At 38.1% G+C, this 19,055-nt stretch carries 14 protein-coding genes; 2 read left to right on the plus strand and 12 right to left on the minus strand.

Annotated elements, in window-relative coordinates:
* Positions 1-25: 25 nt before the first annotated feature.
* Positions 26-2,488 carry an ExeM/NucH family extracellular endonuclease gene (locus AC1M9L_RS02265; RefSeq protein WP_481591221.1) on the minus strand — a complete coding sequence of 821 codons (2,463 nt, stop codon included), beginning with the start codon at positions 2,486-2,488 and terminating at the stop codon, positions 26-28.
* Between the two features lie 210 nt (positions 2,489-2,698).
* Here AC1M9L_RS02265 and trmB point away from each other — a divergent pair, with 210 nt between their 5' ends.
* Positions 2,699-3,415: a tRNA (guanosine(46)-N7)-methyltransferase TrmB gene (gene trmB, locus AC1M9L_RS02270; protein ID WP_035265903.1), complete on the plus strand. Its 717-nt coding sequence runs from the start codon at positions 2,699-2,701 to the stop codon at positions 3,413-3,415.
* A 29-nt stretch (positions 3,416-3,444) separates the two neighbouring features.
* On the opposite strand, the gene AC1M9L_RS02275 is transcribed toward trmB, so the two are convergent.
* From AC1M9L_RS02275 to AC1M9L_RS02300, 6 genes are all read right to left on the minus strand, one after another.
* Positions 3,445-4,221, minus strand: a complete 777-nt coding sequence (locus AC1M9L_RS02275) for a Rossmann-like and DUF2520 domain-containing protein (RefSeq protein ID WP_092766132.1) — start codon at positions 4,219-4,221, stop codon at positions 3,445-3,447.
* An 85-nt stretch (positions 4,222-4,306) separates the two neighbouring features.
* Positions 4,307-5,332: a lysozyme inhibitor LprI family protein gene (locus AC1M9L_RS02280; protein WP_035265899.1), complete on the minus strand. Its 1,026-nt coding sequence runs from the start codon at positions 5,330-5,332 to the stop codon at positions 4,307-4,309.
* A gap of 127 nt (positions 5,333-5,459) precedes the next feature.
* Positions 5,460-6,359, minus strand: coding sequence for a lysozyme inhibitor LprI family protein (locus AC1M9L_RS02285; protein ID WP_481591222.1), 900 nt, complete (start codon positions 6,357-6,359; stop codon positions 5,460-5,462).
* Between the two features lie 191 nt (positions 6,360-6,550).
* Positions 6,551-7,786, minus strand: a complete 1,236-nt coding sequence (locus AC1M9L_RS02290; RefSeq protein WP_481586674.1) for a dihydroorotase — start codon at positions 7,784-7,786, stop codon at positions 6,551-6,553.
* 10 nt (positions 7,787-7,796) lie between these two features.
* Positions 7,797-8,813, minus strand: coding sequence for an aspartate carbamoyltransferase catalytic subunit (locus AC1M9L_RS02295; protein ID WP_092766128.1), 1,017 nt, complete (start codon positions 8,811-8,813; stop codon positions 7,797-7,799).
* A 307-nt stretch (positions 8,814-9,120) separates the two neighbouring features.
* On the minus strand, positions 9,121-9,738 hold the full coding sequence (locus AC1M9L_RS02300) for a LysE family translocator (RefSeq protein WP_481591223.1): 618 nt from the start codon (positions 9,736-9,738) through the stop codon (positions 9,121-9,123).
* A 169-nt stretch (positions 9,739-9,907) separates the two neighbouring features.
* Here AC1M9L_RS02300 and rlmKL point away from each other — a divergent pair, with 169 nt between their 5' ends.
* A complete protein-coding gene (rlmKL, locus tag AC1M9L_RS02305; RefSeq protein ID WP_481591224.1) occupies positions 9,908-12,112 on the plus strand; it encodes a bifunctional 23S rRNA (guanine(2069)-N(7))-methyltransferase RlmK/23S rRNA (guanine(2445)-N(2))-methyltransferase RlmL in 2,205 nt (734 codons plus the stop codon).
* 49 nt (positions 12,113-12,161) lie between these two features.
* Here rlmKL and AC1M9L_RS02310 read toward each other — a convergent pair whose 3' ends face one another.
* The 5 genes from AC1M9L_RS02310 to clpB form a co-directional block, all read right to left on the minus strand.
* Positions 12,162-12,596, minus strand: coding sequence for a hypothetical protein (locus tag AC1M9L_RS02310; RefSeq protein ID WP_481591225.1), 435 nt, complete (start codon positions 12,594-12,596; stop codon positions 12,162-12,164).
* A gap of 99 nt (positions 12,597-12,695) precedes the next feature.
* Complete coding sequence (locus tag AC1M9L_RS02315; RefSeq protein WP_481591226.1) at positions 12,696-13,838, minus strand: GNAT family N-acetyltransferase; 1,143 nt, start codon at positions 13,836-13,838, stop codon at positions 12,696-12,698.
* A 10-nt stretch (positions 13,839-13,848) separates the two neighbouring features.
* Complete coding sequence (locus AC1M9L_RS02320) at positions 13,849-15,372, minus strand: GH3 family acyl-acid amido synthetase (protein WP_481591227.1); 1,524 nt, start codon at positions 15,370-15,372, stop codon at positions 13,849-13,851.
* The gene (locus AC1M9L_RS02325) at positions 15,372-16,208 is read right to left on the minus strand and encodes a hypothetical protein (protein WP_481588431.1); all 837 of its coding nucleotides are present in this window, start codon (positions 16,206-16,208) and stop codon (positions 15,372-15,374) included. Before AC1M9L_RS02325 ends, AC1M9L_RS02320 begins: the two co-directional genes overlap by 1 nt.
* 204 nt (positions 16,209-16,412) lie before the next feature.
* Complete coding sequence (gene clpB / locus AC1M9L_RS02330; protein ID WP_481591228.1) at positions 16,413-18,989, minus strand: ATP-dependent chaperone ClpB; 2,577 nt, start codon at positions 18,987-18,989, stop codon at positions 16,413-16,415.
* Positions 18,990-19,055: the final 66 nt, after the last annotated feature.

Here is a 19,055-nt window from a genome sequence, read left to right on the forward strand (position 1 = left end):
AATGGCTCTTTTTTACTGTTAAGTTTTAGGAATGGTTTCTGCGTCTCCAACCAACCAAGGCTAACAGGCTTAATCCTAAAATGGATAGCCAGTTCAACGAACCACCACCTGACTTAGTGTCACGCTGTGGCTGCTCAGCATTTGTTGAGCTATTGAGCTCTAAGTCGACAATCACTGGATCATGATCAGATGATCTAAATGCATGATCAGCATAAAAGAGCGACTTCTGCTCTGTAGTCTTAAATTCTTCGTTATAATCTAGATTCGTTGGCTCATCAGCGTTGATGTGCCATACAAATGCACGCTTAACCGCAGGAAATAGCGAAGCATCAGCTAAAGCATGATCCAAATTACCTGCTCCACCAAATCCAGCTTTGTTACTGTCGACACCAAATACATAGGTATATGCCTGTTCACCGAGCCCTACAACCTTGTCCGCCAGTACATTCGTATAATTAGCACGCTCTAAAGCCAAAATTGGATCTTCTTTTGCATAACTATTTAAATCACCAATCAAGAGCGTATTCGTATGACCTGTAATTTGCGTTGGATTCTTTGCAATCCACTGCATGAGTTGTTGTACCGCTTTAACCCGTGTCGCATTCCAACACCCCTGACCATCACCTTGATCCGCATCAGCAGATTGATCATTTGAAGGACAACTTCCTTTAGACTTCAAATGATTCGGAATAACCGTAAAGATTTTACCGCCACTCACTGGTTGAAAACTTTGAGCAAGGGTCACTCGATTTCTTTGTGACTGGTCATCAAACACTGCAGCAGCGTTAACAGGTTTTACACGCTTACTGTTGTAAATAATCGCAACAGCAATCGCATCATCACCTAATCGATTTGAATTTGGCGGAGTGATATATTTCCACTCCGATCCAAGTGCTCGTGTTAAATATGCAATGGCACTATTTTCACCATAACCATTATTCGCAATTTCCATTAAACCAAATACATCAGCATCGATTTCTTTCATTGCACTGACTATTTTGGTATGTTGCTTCTCAAACTCAGCTTTGCTGCTAGCACCTCGCTCAGTTGGAAAACCATTTAAACCATTATCATAGTTCAAAACATTGAAAGCCACGACACGGGTTTGGTTTGAATTTTTCTGAATCATTGGTGGCCGCGGGTTATTGGCTTTAATTTGGATTTGAGTACGACCTTGTACAGGTTGAATACGCCAAGAATTAAATCGATATTCTAGAATACCCTCAACAGCATTTAACTGATCACCTGCACGTAGGGTATTTAAAGCACTAAACTGACTTGGCAGTGTAGGCGTTAAATTTTGTGCATTATATCCATCATCAAGTTCAATTTTGGACAAAAGATTTTTTTGCGCCAATGCCGTTGCTTCTGCTGATTTAGCTGGATAAATATTGGTCGGCATAAACAAACGTCCTAGACTTAATGACAGTTGTCCGTAGCGACCATAATTGTAATTTTCACTTACCGTTAATGTTTGAGGGATTTTAACCAACATACCTTGATAACGCTTTGGCGCATGCCCTGACGCGTTAGTTAAACTCTCAAATGGTAACTCGATTGATAATGGCGTTATCCAAGCGCTTGCCGCTTGATTACAAGTTAAAATATTTTCGGATAAATTATCAATCTGTAACTGATTTTGATATTCAGTTAATCGACCTTTAAGAACGACTTCTTCTCCGACTTTTCCTCCTTTTATAGGACTTGAAGCAGGAGCATATACAAAAATCGCGTTAGTTAGATCGGGTTTTGCTTTGGCATCAGGGGTTTGGATATAGAAACCTGAGAATCCATTCGCATAACGATAATCCGCAGTAATCACCCCCTTCACAGTATAGTTTTGATTCTTAGCTGCTTGTGAGAGTTCAGCGATAGGTGTATTCGCAGAGTTACAACTTAGAGTCGTCGGAGATGGCTCTATTGGTTCATTTGTACTAATCGCTAAATACTGGTTAAAAGCATTGCGATCCGACCATTTAGCCCACTCTTTTTGAATTTCAAAGGGTGCAGATGGATCTATCGAAACGACATCATGTGTTTTCTTTGTACGTTCAAAGCTTAAACCGGTTGCCCAGTTTTGCTGTATTCCAATCGCACCAAAACGGTCGACAGCCACATTGTTTTTATAGAGAACAATTGCATCATCGCCATTAAATGATAGGTTAGCAGTTTGCTGAACTGCTTCACCCAATTCAGTTTTTAAATTTGAATGTCCAATTAAAAAGTGCTGCTGAGCTGTTAAAGTTCCTTGCAGCTTAACCGTCAAATTCGCGGTGGTTAGACCATTCGGAAATATTTTTAATTGATACGCGGATAAATCAACAACACCTCCATCTGGATTGTATAGTTCAATACCTTTCTTGTTGTTATTACCATCCACATACTGGCTGATCATGAGTTCAGCATACGGCGTTGAACTAAATCCGATCAAACATAAAGATAATGTGAGTTTATTGAACACCCATTTATTTAGCGTTATTTTATTCATTTTAAGTCTTATTCATTGTTCATATTATTTTCCAAGCCTAGTGTACAGGCATGACAAGTAGATGAACAATTCATGACATTTTGAAAAAGTCCATGAATAGATCGACAAATCATTGATAGCTACGTAGTGCTTTCAGGTAGAAAAAGGTTTGACTTAGGAGACTCAGGTCTTAAAATACCGCATTCGAATTTTTTCTCATTTGCCAAAGTTATGTCGAACGATCAATTAGACCCGCAAGTTGTAGAATTAGACAACTTGAACGAGCATCGCGAAATTGTCACATTTATGCGCCGTTCATCTCCGTTGAATACTTCTCAACGAACTGCGCTTGAACAATATGGTCACTTAATTTTGGAATATCCTGTTGGTGATTTACGTCAGCAATTTGAGCATCCTGAACGTCCATTGACGGTTGAAATCGGTTTCGGTATGGGGCGCTCTCTTGTACTTATGGCAAAAGCCAATCCTGAACGCAATTATGTCGGCATCGAAGTACATGTTCCCGGCATTGCACAATGTGTATATGAAGCGGGTATGGCTGGTTTGACAAACTTACGTTTACTTGATGCGGATGCAATTCAAGTTTTGCGTGAAATGCCAGATAACAGTATCAATGCAATTCAACTTTATTTCCCCGATCCTTGGCAGAAAAAACGTCACCATAAACGTCGCTTCGTCTCACACGATCGTATGCCTTTAGTTGAAGAAAAACTTGAAATGGGTGGAACATTCCATGCTGCGACCGATTGGGAACCCTATGCAGAATGGATGTTAGATGTATTAGATAACCGCCCTCGTTTAGAAAATATGGCGGGTAAAGGTAACAGTTATCCTCGTCCTGACTGGCGTCCTCAAACTAAGTTTGAACGTCGTGGAATTGAAGAAGGCCATAAAATTAACGACTTCTTATTTAAAAAGATTCAATAATAAAAAAACAGGACTTAAGTCCTGTTTTTTTATTCTGATTGTCTTTTATAAATTTGATCACTCACCACACTATACACTTGGCTTAAATCCGTACGTCCAGCCTGCGCCAGCATCTCTTGATGCATATGGATAATGTTTTGATCACCACGCATCGCTGGACCAGTTTGCACCTGTTTTGGGGGATTTAAAGTCGCTTTTTTCGCAGTTTCCAAAATCAATGGGTACAATAAATTAAAATCGACTTTTTGTGCATCTACGAGCTGCTTAGCGACGTCATAGCAGTAGTTGGTAAAGTTACACGCGAAGACAGCTGCTAAATGCAAACTCAAGCGCTGTGTTGAGTCATATTGATAAACCTTTTGACTCAACTCTTTTGCCATTTGAGTCAAGGATGCTAAATCCTGGTCGCTCATCGCTTCAACAAATATTGGCGTACTCAACCAATCAATTTGACTTTCAAAGCTAAAGGTTTGTAGTGGATAGAACACACCTGCACGCTCATGATATTGCGTGATTTTAGAGATATGGGTACTGCCAGACGTATGTACAATTAAAGCCTGAGGAAGCTGTTTTGCAACTTTTTCAGCAACTTCTTCAATTGCCTTATCACTCACCACCAATAATGCAATATCAACAGTGTCTTCGAGATCTTCAATTGCATTGCATGGTCTAGCTCTTACTAAAGCCGCCAACAAATTGGCTTTAGATTGCTCTCGACTAAACACTTGGACAATCTCATGATGCTGACTCAATACCTGAGCCAAATGATGAGCTACGCGCCCTGCTCCAATCACACTAATACGCATATCGCTTCCACATATATTCTGTATACCTAAGCATGCCGATAAAAAAAGAGCGAATCAATTCGCCCTTTTGCTATATTGTAATGAATTAATTAAACACATTGTTTAGGTACACAATTCTCTCATTGGTCTTTTGAATGAAACATTTAGAATATTGCATCTCAACATTCATTTGATTCATTTCATTGTCCCAATATTGATAATGTTGCTGATAAGTTTCGCGTTCTTTTTCTGGGATACTTTCAATTGACTTTTGAGAGACCACTTTACAGTCCACGTCACGACGTTCGAACCATTCAGTTTGATCGCTCTTTAGCTGCTCTTTTTGTTCGCCGCTCAAATTATCCCAAGTTAAATTAAGTCGCTCGACAGCTCTTGCTTGCTCTTTATCTAAATCAGATTTTCTCAATTGCATAGCTTTGAGTGCCAAGGCCTTTTGTTTTTGTTGAACAGCCTCATACTCTTCGTAAGCTTTTGATTCATTCTGATTTGCTTTACGAAATGCTTCAAATTGAACAGCATATCTCGTCATACTTGCAGCAATATCTAACAATGCATTATCAGGTTGCACACTCAGCATTAAACCTTCTTTATCCGTCTTGGTAATCTCATAATTCAAAGTGCCTGTGAGCTTATCTTGCCCATAACTGATATTGCCATGAACATCATTAATCCAATGTTGGAGCGTATAACTACCTTCGTCATGTTCACATTCGTATTCGCAAGGTTTTTCAAGGTATGCATTTTCAGCACGACGTTGAAGCCCCTTCGGCAGGTGGATAACCAACTGGCTTGAACACGTCAATTTGTTTGTTGCATTTGAAGGATCACTCGTTGTTGTAATCGACTTGAGTTCAAATCTAAGCGATGAGTTGATTTGGGAAAGTAATTTTAAATCTGACTCATACTGATCTGTTGCTTTTAAACGACGATCTAAAATGTTGTTATATTCCTGTTGCGCAAAGCGTTCAATTTCTTTGACATTCGTAGGAGAAGTACAACTCCAATCAGCAATTTCTACATTCTGTGAGGTGTCTTTGCTTTTCTTATTCAGATCACAACCTGCAACGAAGATGGTAGAGATAATCAAAGCCAATTTAATCTTATACGTCATTTTTTATACCGCATATTTATAATTTTGACATATTTAATCAAATAAAAAACAACAACTCCATCACATTTTTATTTTTTAAAATTTGATGCGTAAAAGCTAACGCTCAACAACCCTGTTTAATCAATGCCTAACTTAGAGTGAAAATTTTTTGCTGTAATTCAGATGTTCGACTAATCGCCATATTTGTTTCGCAATTCAATCGAAAAACTTCAGGATTATCGGCGCCTTCACTATTTAATTTACATTCTAAATTACGCTTTTTTGCCCACAGTTCTTGCTCGTATTGTATTTTTTGGCGTGCTTGAAGTGAAGCTCTACTCCATACAGAATTTAGATCTTCATTGGCTTGATCTAATTTAAGTTGTGCTTCAGCAATAAGAATGGATTGATAATCATCTGATGTTTTATTTTGCTGATTTAAAAGTGCTTGTTTCTTTTGACGATCTAACACTAAAGCCGTCAAACGTGATGGTTTTAAATGGGCATCTATTAGAACTTTTTGCATAAAACTGGTGAAATGTAGTGCATTCACCAATTGTACAGTTACTTCATGCTCTGAAATTCGTACACTATAATTTAACTCAGTAGAAATCTGATTGTTCTCAAAGTTTAATTGAGAAAGTGCAGCTGATTCTAAAACATTTGACTCTCGATTTAATGCGCGCGATACATCAGCATCCGTCAGATAATTTGATGGTAGTTCAGCAGTGACTCTTGCTGTACACATCGTCTGATCAGAGGATCTCATTTTCTTTATTTTATCAATGTTTTCAATTTTAAATTGAGCTGGTTTCAAACTACGCTGTAAGAGTTGACCATCTATAATAACTTGATCATTTTCTATAATACTTTTGAGTTGAGTCGCTGAGATATTCGCGATGTCTTTATGGATGACTTGTTCGAGTTTTAATTGCACTTCAGGTTGATCACAACGATTAAAAGCATACATGATTGAATACACTTGTTGGCATCCTGACAATGCACCAACCATGCACAATGTGGTCAATGTTTTCATCCGAAGTTTCATGCTACTCCCCCAATCAAACTCAAGCTCTTGATACCAAACCTCATTGGTTTTGTTTTGATTCTTATTAAAGCTCTCAGTTAAATTTTATTAAAAAATACAGATCTTCATAAAATATACTGAATCATGAATTATTCAATCATCCAAAATAAAAAAGGCCGATATTAATCGACCTTTAAATGATTGAATTCACATTATTTTATGAAAGTACGAATTACCTTACCTTTGACTTTTTGATTAATCAACGGTGTATTTTTACCTTGAGAAATAATAGAAGATTTATCAAGTGTCCATTCCAAATCTGGATCAACCAGCACCCATCCAGCCTGTGCTTTCCATGTCTCAGTCATTTGTGCAACAGCAGCTGGCGCACTCGTTACTTTTTCAACCCACTCTAATGGACTAAATAAACCTTCTTCAATCAATTTGATTCCAAAAGGAACATATGAATCAAAAGCAGTAAAACCTGGCAAAGTCTCTGCAAAAGGTGCCATTTTTGCAGAACTACTAAGTGGTTCATGATGCGTACAAATCGCGTCAATTACTCCAGATTTCACTCCCTGACGAAGTAACTCTTTATCAGATTCTGAACGCAAAGGTGGACGTACATGTGCCAAGGAATTGAATCCATCAATTAAAGATTCCGTAAGATGTAACTGATGCATTGCAACATCACACGTGACTGGCAATCCTTTTTCCTTCGCGATACGTATTAACTCAACCGAAGCACCACAAGACAGTAATCCGAAGTGTGCGCGGACTTTTGTCGCCTCTATCATTAATAGATATTTTGCGATCGCGACCGTTTCTGCCAAAGCAGGAATCATTGGTAAACCTTGGCGTGAAGCAATAAAGCCTTCATGCACACAGCCATCTTTCGCAATTTGAGGCTCTTCAGCATAGAATACGACAGTTAAATTCAAACCTGCAGCATATTCAAGCGTACGAAGCACCACATCGTCATTCGCAAAAGGTGCATTTGCATTTGATACAGCAGTACAACCACCCTTTTTTAAACCTGCCATGTTGGCTGGTTGATTTCCTTGAAGCCCTTGTGTTTGTGCACCTATCACTTCAAGGTAAATCCCGCCATCTAACATTGCCTTTTCAACAAGACCATGAATTAAAGCACCATTGTCCTGAACGATAGGTTTTGAATCTGGTGGGGTAAATACATGTAAAATGCCATTTTCACGTGCTGCTTTACCTTCAGATTTCAACGTTCCATGTTGTTGTTGACCTGGCTCTCGTAAACGTGCACACAAATCAACCATCGTTGGCATCAACCATTTGCCTTGCCCATCGATGCTTTCATGCACATCTGAAGTCGCTTCGATGCGTTTTCCATCTTGAATAAAAATAGTTTGTATTTGATCAGTTTGAGCAATTGGATCTAGGACGCGTACATTTTCGACTTTAACAATAGACATGACTGATTCCTTATACCGCAACTGCTTCAATTAAACCTTGTTCTTGTAACTGACCCTGCATCGCCAGCGCGAGAACTGCCATACGCACCGCAATACCATTGGTCACCTGATTCAAAATCACTGATTGAGGACCATCTGCAATACTTGAATCAATCTCAACACCACGATTCATCGGCCCTGGATGCATCACGATACAATCAGGTTTGGCCAAAGCCAAACGCTCTTTGTTCAAACCATACATTTTGTAAAATTCAGCTTGTGAAGATAATGCAGGTGAATCGATACGTTCATTTTGAATACGTAAAGTAATGATGACATCACAATCCTTAATCCCAGCTTCCATATTGTTAAATAGGCGAACACCTTCACCATATTCATCGAAGCCATAAGGAAGTAACGTATTCGGCGCAATCACACGAATATCTTTACAACCTAATGTTTGCAATGCAGCCACATCAGAACGTGCAACTCGTGAATGTTTAATATCCCCAATGATTGCAATGGAAATATCTTCAAATTTTTTATTGGTTTCACGGCGAATCGTAAGCATATCCAACATTGCTTGTGTTGGATGCGCATGACGTCCATCACCCGCGTTGATAATCGCAACAGTTGGACAAACATCCTTCGCAATAAAATGTGCAGCACCCGATGAAGAATGTCGAACCACAAAGATATCAGCCGCCATTGCTTCTAAATTCCACAGTGTATCTCTCAGTGTTTCGCCTTTAGAAGTACTTGAGCGAGCAATATCAATATTGAGCACGTTGGCAGAAAGACGTTTTGCCGCTGCTTCAAATGTCGTTCGTGTACGTGTCGAATTTTCGAAAAACAGGTTCATTACCGTTTTGCCTTCAAGCATATTATTGGTAATGAGCTGATTTTGGTCATTAAAAAAGGACTGTGCAGTGTCCAATATTTTTGTAAGAGTTTCTTTTGAAAGGCCTTCGATGGTGAGGAAGTGTTTGAGATTCCCATCTTGGTTGAGTTGAATCTGGCTCGGTGTATGCAATGCAGCGAAGTGCATGAGAGATTCCTTATACGTTAAGTCAACGTATTATACAGATTCTAAAATGATTTGGCAGTGACCCACACTGCAGCTGATCAATATCTAACTTAATCACGACTTATGATGTTTCATAAAATTTTTCAAAAACTTAATTTAACCAAAAGCATCCCATTGAAATCTTCTAATTCCCTCAAAATTAGGCTCCAAACTCCTACATAAAATCTTGTTTATCTTTATTTTGATACATCTGTTCAATCAAATTTCCCTGAAATAGTGAGTTAGATTATAAAAATAGAAATTTTTAATAAATGATCCACTCATAGTTTTATGGATATGTTAAAAAATGAGTGAGACACATCTGTATAGCAATCACGATTAAAAGACTTCCCATCACCCTATTCAAAATTCTTGCTCGATTTCCCACATTAAGAAACTGAGCCAATTTTTCCCCTGCATATCCCCAAAGCCATAAAGAGACATAGCAGACCATAAAATAAATCAAAACAAAAAGCGCTAAATAAACACTATTCTCTGAAGCTGAAAATAGAGCTGTACCTGAAACAGCGGCAATCCAAGCTTTTGGATTCAGCCACTGCATTAAAGCACCTTGCGTAAAATTTGGAATTTTCTCTAGATCTTGTTGATCCGTTTGAATTTTCTCGCCTTTAGCGCTTAAAATATTCCAGCCAATCCAAACCAATAGAGCCGTTCCTAACAGCGCAATAGCATCCAAAAGAACAGGATACGATAAAATAATCTGATATAGACCAACGCATACTGCTGCAAGTAAAGCAGTAAATCCAATGGTTGCACCTGAAATAAAAGCAAAAGTTTTTCGAACACCAAAGTTCATACTGCTACTGAGAATAGTTAAATTAACAGGTCCAGGAGAGATAGACATCGATAATGAAAAAGTAAACATAGAGAAAATTAAAGCCAACATATTTTTTATCTTTTAGTGTTTTTTAGTTTTATGGGGCTATATCAACCAGTTTCAATCAATCTTTAAATTTAAATTATTTTTAAAATGGTTGTATCAGCGCATTAAAGCAGTTTTAAAATCAAAAATAAGTTAAAATACGCGATTGCTTTATTTGTCTTTGGGAATGTTCATGAATTCTAAACCTCGTCTTTCTACATATTGGGTTACCTGTGCAGATGGGCTTGAAACCTTACTTCAAGAAGAAATTGAAGGTTTAGGAGTACAAAACGTTGAACGTTTCCCTGGGCGATTGGTTTTCAAAGGTCAATTGGCTGATGCCTACCGCATTTGTATGTGGTCTCGTCTTGCATCACGTGTTTTGACGCCCATCCATACATTTGAAGTAGAATTTACTCACGATGCACGCGATGTAGCTGAAGAACTCTATGAAGGTGCAAATAGTTTTGACTGGTCGCTTATTTTTGCACCTCAAAGTACATTTGCTGTGCGTTTACATGTTGAACGTGAGATCAAGGTCAATAGCCAATTCGCCACATTACGTGTAAAAGACGGTATCGTAGATTCCTTCATGGAGGCTGTCGGTAAACGTCCAAGCATCGATATCAAACAACCAGAAATTACCATTTATGCTTTGGCTGGTAAGAAAGAACATACTTTTTGTTTAGATTTGTCTGGTGATTCATTGCATAAACGTGGCTATCGCCACTATATGACTGATGCACCCATCAAAGAAAACTTGGCTGCAGCCATCCTTCAACATGCAAAATTAATTGAAAAGAATCCAGATATTGTTCTTGATCCAATGTGTGGTTCAGGAACATTCATTATTGAAGCTTTGATGATGTTAACTGACCGTGCTCCTGGTTTGGTTCGTCGTTTCGGCTTTAATGGCTGGAATGGTCATGATCATGATCTTTGGATGCAAATTAAAGGTGAAGCTGCGGAACGTCACAAAGTTGCCTTAGAAAAACCGCTTCCAAAATTCTATGCCTTTGACGCAGATTGGGAAGCAGTAAAAGCAACCAAAAATAATATCCGCGCTGCAGGATTTGAGGCATTGCTAGATCAAATTCAAATAGAAGAGCGCACCCTTTCTGATTGGCCAGATTTTAAGGCAGAAGGTAAATCTGTGGTCGTTGTCACTAACCCACCTTATGGTGAGCGTCTTGGTGATAAAGGCTCTAGCCGTTCATTCTATCTTGGTCTATCTGGCTTACTTCAAAAGAACTTTGCCAACCAAACTGCCGCAGTTATTGCAGCTCAAATTGAACAAGCAGACGTGTTGGCATTTAGCGAAACTCAAACGCTTCGCTTAATGAATGGTAAGCTACCTATTTATATTCGCTCAGGTAAGATTAAGCCACCTGTTGTGACACAACCTTTCTTAGCCAATTGGCAACCACTTCTATTCGATAAAATTGAAGGTGCTGAAGATTTTACAAATCGTTTGCAAAAGAATATGCAGAATTTGAAAAAATGGGCTGTAAAAGAAAATATCTATTGTTTGCGAATTTATGATGCTGATCTACCAGACTTCAATGTCGCCGTAGATCTATATGGTGACCGATTGCATGTTCAAGAATATGCCCCACCAAAATCAATCCATCCTGAAAAAGCGAAAAAACGTTTTAATCTTGCTTTACAAGCAATCCGTGCTGTCACAGGTTTAGGTCGCGATGCCATTTTTATCAAGACTCGTGCTCGTCAGGAAGGTAAAAACCAATACACCAAACAAAGTACTGCCTCTAAACGCTTTATCGTTCAAGAAGGCAAAGCGAAAATTTTGGTTAACCTGACAGATTATTTGGATACTGGCCTTTTCCTCGACCATCGCCAAATTCGCTTACGCATCGCTGCTGAAGCAAAAGGTAAACATTTCCTTAATCTATATAGTTATACCTCAACTGCAAGTTTACATGCTGCGTTAGGTGGTGCTGCGAGCACGACCAGTGTCGACCTTTCAAATACTTATTTGAACTGGTCTAAAGAAAACTTTGTCTTAAATGGTTTAACGGTTGATCATGCTGACCAACAACACCAGTTCTTTGCCAGTGATTGTTTTGAATGGTTAAAAGAAGGTCATGAACAATATGACTTGATCTTTATCGATCCGCCAACGTTCTCGAACTCTAAAAAATTCCATGGTACGTTTGACGTTCAACGTGATCACTTATCCCTGATTAAACGTGCAATGAATCGTTTAACCACTGGTGGTACGCTGTATTTCTCAAATAACTATCGTGGTTTTGAATTAGACGACGAAATCAAAGCGTTTTATGACATTGAAGAACTCACCCATGAAACAATTGGTCTAGACTTTAAACGTAATACTAAAATTCATCGTTCATGGAAAATTAGACACCTTCAAGCCTAATGATTAGAGAGCTTGACCAATAAAAACAGGGCAATTCGTTTGCCCTTTTTTATTTTCTTAAATTTTTTGAAGGTGAATATTCCTTTGTCACAGTAATGGTTGGATCTGTTGAAACATAGACAGTACGTGGTAGCGTATCATAAGGATAATACGTCAGTGGTTTAATGGTTTTGCTAATCTGCTCAGGATCTGCTTTTTTGCTCAATTCAAAATCAGAAACTGCATTTGAAACCAATTGCTTCTGATTAAATTCTTCTGCTTGAGTCTGAGCCAAATGTTGTTGATTTTGTATTTGTACCTCAGCGCTCTGTGATACTTCTTTTTTTAATTCTTGCACTAAATTTTCATTCAAATTCTGATCAATCACTTGCTGTTCGATGAGTTCAGATTCATCTAATTGCTGTGCAGTTGCCCATTGGAAACCACACATCAGCATGCTAGAAATTAAAATTGACCGTCGAAAAGTAACACTTATAAATTCCATTTTTTATCTCGAGAATTATTATTGTAATTTTATTTATATATTTATTAATTACAGCTAATCAAGTGCGTTCACCCGCATTCCGATGAACGCACTATATTCTTAAATACGACTCACTTCAAAGTAAGAGTATTTAGAACGATCAATCACGTCATAGGGTTTACTTTCATAACTATGAAGCGTGTGAACTGCTTTCATTTTATGTGATGAACACTGCTCTAGAACTTGCTTACGTGGATCATTCTCAACAACTGTCACACAAAATGATGTTTTACCCTGAGCCTTCACTAATGTGTTGACATTGGTCAGCATAAACTTTAGTACGTCTAACGCACTTGGATCACAGAGGAAACTATGCGTCATGAGATAATCAAAGGATTGCCCTTCTTTGGGAAGCGTTAACTGTCCAGTAATACGAGCATAAGTGTTATAGACAGGTTTTAACAGTTTTAACGTTGTAGAATAACTCGCCACTTTAGTTTGTTTGAAATCTTTTTGATCCCACAAACCAAATAAACCTACGATTTTATGATCTGAATTGAGCACTAAATGAAAGTCTTCTAATCTCAGCCCATACCAAAAAGGATGATTAGCTTCCAATAACTGTCTAAAGTCATAATCAGGTAAAAAATTATAATGGGAAGCCATGTCTTGTATAAAACCATTGACCGCATCAATCTTATCTATAGTCATTGTTTCAAGGCGAAGTTCAGCAGACTGCTTAAACTTAGGCACCTTAGAAATGGTAAAAGTGGTCATCGAATCAAAGATATAAGGTAAAGCATATCCTTCTCTTTCACGATGCATCATATTACGAGCTACTTTATTATCTTCTAAAATCACACTTTGAAAGATAATTTCACGAGGGAAACATTCAAAAATGTATTCCATAAATACATTAAACGCTTTTTTACCCCGAGCTGTAAGTTTGATTCGTAAATCTGATACATAGCGTAATTGTTCAGTGACGCCATTGATCCAATACGATTTCCAACCGATGTTCATCATGGCAATAATTTGATCAGGCTGATCTTGATGTACGACAACCAAAATTTCAGGCTTATTATATTGTGCATGTGTAGCACGAAAATAACTCGGTTTCCGCTCAAATGAAATCACCATACCGTTACTCGGCATACTTTCAGAAATCAGCTCAATCAATTGAGGATCATCTTGCTCCGCAGCATAACGTAGATAAAATTCAGGCGAGGTTTTTGATCGATATAGTAAATTTTGCTCTGTCATTTTTAAATTCTTAAATAAATTTCATTTTCTTCAACGGTTCTGGCTTGATATTCCCCTCAATCATGCCATTGCGCATTGCGATTGTCTTATATTCATGCCATGCATCTTCCACATGCATCACGCGTGCTTCTTCTAATTGCCCTAAATTACGTGCCAACTCATAGTGAAAATTTTGTTTGAGCAATTGATCTAACTGTTGATCGGACGGCTGCCCACTCACACTACCCTCAGAAAGCAAAACATAATAAGGTTTCGATTCAGTCTGTTCTATTCCGAGTAAACTAATGGGTAAAAAACCGTTTTGTTTAAATGTATCGATCACACTCAAAGCAACAGATTGATCAATCTTTTCTCCGACCAAATCAACTGTCATCTTTCGACCAAGAAATTTAAAGCACGGAATGCCCTGATAAAAAGAATCAACCAATAATTCATCATCAATAATGTAGCGTTTTAGGCCAGACCCTGTCGTAATAATCGGACTCACGATTTGACCTGGTTTGAGCTGCCAAGCAGGGTAAATTTGCTGAGTATCTAAATCTTGAAACTCATAAAAATGAGCTTGATACATCAAGGGATAATGATCATCTAAAGGTATAGTCACTACGCCTTCAGTGGCCCAAAGCCCTTTACCTTGAAAACTTACACCCTTAATTTTGGTTTTTAAAATTTGTGCCCAGTGCTGTGCGCTTGCGGTATCCCAAGATGAAATTAAAAATAGCTTTGGCCACAATTTTTTCCAACAAGTCGGATCTTCCAAATCTAATCGTTCTAGAATCTGGCTACGTTTTACTGATTTTTTGATTTTTAAAAAATCTAAACTTTGACGACTCCACTGACCAGTCGATAAAACCTCAACGATTTCACTCTTATTTTCTTGGATAATTTCGATCAGTTGCAGTGCAAAAGTTGGGCTCCACACTGAAATCATGCCGAGATTTTCATCTCTGACTAAATATACAGCCGTAGCGAACATCGCATCTTCAGCAGTTTCTGCCAAAGCAATGTCAGCAGGCACGGCCTGCGTAATTTGAGTTAAAATTCGTTTTGAAAAAGAAAGTAAGGCACTATCATCATTTAAATTATGAGTGGTCGTCAGTTGACGCTGGCTTTCAGGCAACCAAGATACAGACCAATAGTGTGTTGTACGTTTTAGTTCAGGATAACGACGATATAAACTCGTGAGCCATAAACCAATCGCCTGATCTATTTCACCTAAAAATTGTTGGGTATATGGAATAAATTTGAGTGCTTCACTTGAACCACTTGTAGGCTGGAATCGGATAATTTTACTTTTATTAAGTAAATTTACGCCTTGATTACGTGATGCTTCAACTTTCTGCTTCCAATCAGCATAACGTGTTACTGGAAAATGTTGAGCAAACGACTCATATTCCATCTTTGGATCATCACATATAACTTTTAATTTATCACGCTGAACTTTTTCCAATTGATCAGCGTATTGATAAAAGTCTTTAAATGATTTTTTACAGGCCAAATTTAAAACTTGATGAGCTGCAAATATCACAGACATTAGGCCACCTTAGAATCTTGATCTTGATCTTTGGTTTGAGCCGATTTAGATAATTTATCTTTATTCAGATTCGACTTATTTTTTTTGAGCGATGATTTTTTCACAAACCTTACCGCTGTTTGCAAAATATCAACCCAACGCAGCTCACCAATACACGGTAATTCAGTACCTTGAACCCAAGATGGATTGCATTCCTCAAAAAACTCAATTTTACGATTTTTCTGGCGCATTTCTTCTGTTATTGGGGCCACATCAGGTTTCAGACACTGATAGTTTTCTCCAAAATCAATCAGCTTTGATTCATCATCATAGTATTCTGCAAAATACTCACGACAATACGCTTCAACATAATCTTTTAAATATTCATCTTTATTTTCTGGATTTGGATAATAGTGATAATAATTATTTGCAAGAAGTAAGTAGGTCTTAAAGCCCTTTGAGATCAGCATCCAATAGATCGGTACACCCGTATGACGTAATTTGAAGGTCATTACATAACGAAACATCGCACGTTGTAATGCTCGACTACCCCAATACGCCTCCTCAATAATGGTATCACCACTAAAAAAAGCATGGGCAGTTTTACCATTCACGGTAAAATTTCGCTCCATTACAGTTGAGAAACCCACTAAAAAATCTTTTTTGGGTTCTCGAATGATAAACACACCAGTCTTTTCCAGAAGGTCTCTTTCAAAAATTTCAAAGACTGTATTTGAATAATAGTTACTGTAAATATTGAACATCTTTTCAATATCACGGGGTTTTAAATCTTTTACCTTAACAAACTCACTATAAGGTTCTTTTTTTAATTTTCGGAGTCGTTTTAATTCTAGCATATTGATCCCATTAAGCTAAACAATGAATTCCTTTTGTGAATCAATAAACAAATTAAACATTTATTCACAAAAATATTGAGTGCAATCTTATACTTAATAGATTTGAGTAGCAATTTTATTAAAAAATAAATTTATTATTTTTAAATCACTTAAATGAAAAAAAACCTGAACTAATTCAGGTTTTCTAAGTTTGTTTATTAAATTCTAATTTAATTTAAGTTTACTAAAACTCAAATTTCCATCAGTGCTTTGTATAACAATTGTATCTCCTGGCAAAAATTCTCCCGCCAAGATTTTTTGAGCCAATGTATTTTCAACCTTTTGTTGAATAGCACGTTTGAGTGGTCGAGCCCCATAGATTGGGTCATATCCTGCCTCAATTAATTCATCGAAAGCAGTGTCATCTACAGTCAAACTTAAATCACGATCAGCCAAACGAGCACGTAAGCGATCTAACTGAATATCCGCGATACCTCGAATCTGCGATTTTTTCAGTGCATGGAAGATTACAAGTTCATCAATTCGGTTAATAAACTCTGGTCTAAAATGCTCAGAAACAGCAGCCATCACAACACTGCGTACATCTTGTTCCGTCGCCATGTCACCTAATTCGCGCACTTCATTTGAACCTAAGTTTGAAGTCATGACGATCACTGTATTTTTAAAATCCACCACACGCCCTTGCGAATCAGTCAAGCGACCATCGTCAAGTACCTGAAGCAGAATGTTAAATACATCTGGATGAGCCTTCTCTACTTCATCAAATAACACCACGCTATAAGGCTTACGGCGTACTGCTTCAGTTAGCACACCACCCTCTTCATAACCAACATAACCAGGAGGTGCTCCCACCAAACGACTAACAGAATGTTTCTCCATAAATTCAGACATATCGATACGGATCATGGCATCGTCACTGTCAAATAAGAAGTTTGCTAAAGCTTTAGTTAACTCAGTTTTACCGACACCTGTTGGACCTAAAAATAAGAATGAACCACTTGGGCGATTTGGATCTGAAAGTCCAGCACGTGAGCGTCGTACAGCATTAGAAACTGCAACTACCGCTTCATCTTGGCCTACGACGCGGTTATGTAAAAATGTTTCCATACTGAGTAATTTTTCACGCTCACCCTGTAGCATTTTTGCTACAGGAATTCCTGTAGCTGCACTTACAACTTCGGCAATTTCATTGTCCGTCACTTTATTACGCAATAATTTAGGTTCAACTTTCTCTTCAGATGCTTCTTCACTGAGTCGTTTCTCCAAATCAGGAATTACTCCATATTGAAGTCGTGCCATTTCAGCTAGATCATTTTCACGTTGTGCCTTTTGCATCGCAATACGTGCTTGATCAAGCTCAGCCTGAGTTTGTTGATCGCCTTGCACTAAACGCTTTTCAGAAATCCACACTTCTTCAAGATCGCTGTATTCCTTCTCCACTTCAGCAATTTGTTTTTCTAAGTGTGCAACTTCAGCTTTACTTCCTGCATCTTCATCTTTTTTTACAGCCTCAAGCTGTAATTTTAATTGAATAAGACGACGCTCTAATTTATCTAGAGACTCAGGTTTTGAATCAAGCTCCATCTTAATTCGAGATGCTGCCTCATCAATTAGATCAATCGCTTTATCTGGTAGTTGACGATCTGTAATGTATCGATGTGACATTTTAGCTGCAGCAATGATGGCAGAATCTAAGATTTTAACACCATGATGTACTTCATAGCGCTCTTTTAATCCACGTAAAATCGCAATCGTGTCTTCAACACTAGGCTCATCAACCAATACTTTTTGGAAACGACGTTCAAGTGCTGCATCTTTTTCAATGAATTGTCGATATTCATCTAATGTTGTAGCACCTACACAACGTAATTCTCCACGTGCTAAAGCAGGCTTCAACATGTTACCTGCATCCATTGCACCGTCGCCTTTACCTGCACCGACTAGAGTGTGCAACTCATCGATAAACAGAATAATTTCACCATCATGTTTAGCAAGATCTTTTAATACTGCTTTTAAGCGCTCTTCAAATTCACCACGATATTTTGCACCAGCTAAAAGCGATCCAAGATCAAGTGATAAGACACGTTTATTTTTTAAACTTTCAGGCACTTCTCCATTGACGATACGCTGTGCTAAACCCTCAACAATGGCAGTTTTACCAACACCCGGTTCACCAATCAAAACAGGATTATTTTTTGTACGGCGTGATAAAACTTGGACTGTTCGACGAATTTCATCATCTCGCCCAATCACTGGATCAAGCTTGCCAGAAAGTGCTCGCTCAGTGAGATCAATGGTGTATTTGTTTAATGAATCACGTTGATCTTCATGATTGTTACTCATGACTTTTTCATCACCTCGAACTTTAGTTATCGCCGCTTTTAAACCTGCAGATTGAACACCAACCGCATTTAAAATAGTTTTGGTTGCACCTGTTTCTGCTAAACCAAGTAACACCCAATCTGTTGAAAGAAACTCATCACCCGATTTTTGTGCATAACTATCTGCTAAGTTAAGCGCTTTAACCGCATCTGGACTCAGATTAATATCACCAGTTGGATGAGCAAGTGTTGGTGCATCATCAAGCGCCTGTTGCAACTTTGTGCTTAATTCTCGTAAATTCGCCCCTGCCTGCTGCAACAAACTCATATTTGATGGCTCTTCAAGCAGGGTCGATAGTATATGGATGCCTTCAATCGCTGTATGATCCTTGCCCATTGCTAAAGATTGCGCATCAGATAAGGCTTGCTGTAAGCGATTTGTAAATTTTTCAAAACGCATTATTATTTTCCTCACAACAAATTTGGTACTTGCTTAGTTAATGGGTGAGAAGCGTCATATTTCAAG

The organism is Acinetobacter sp. ANC_7511, assembly GCF_056779975.1.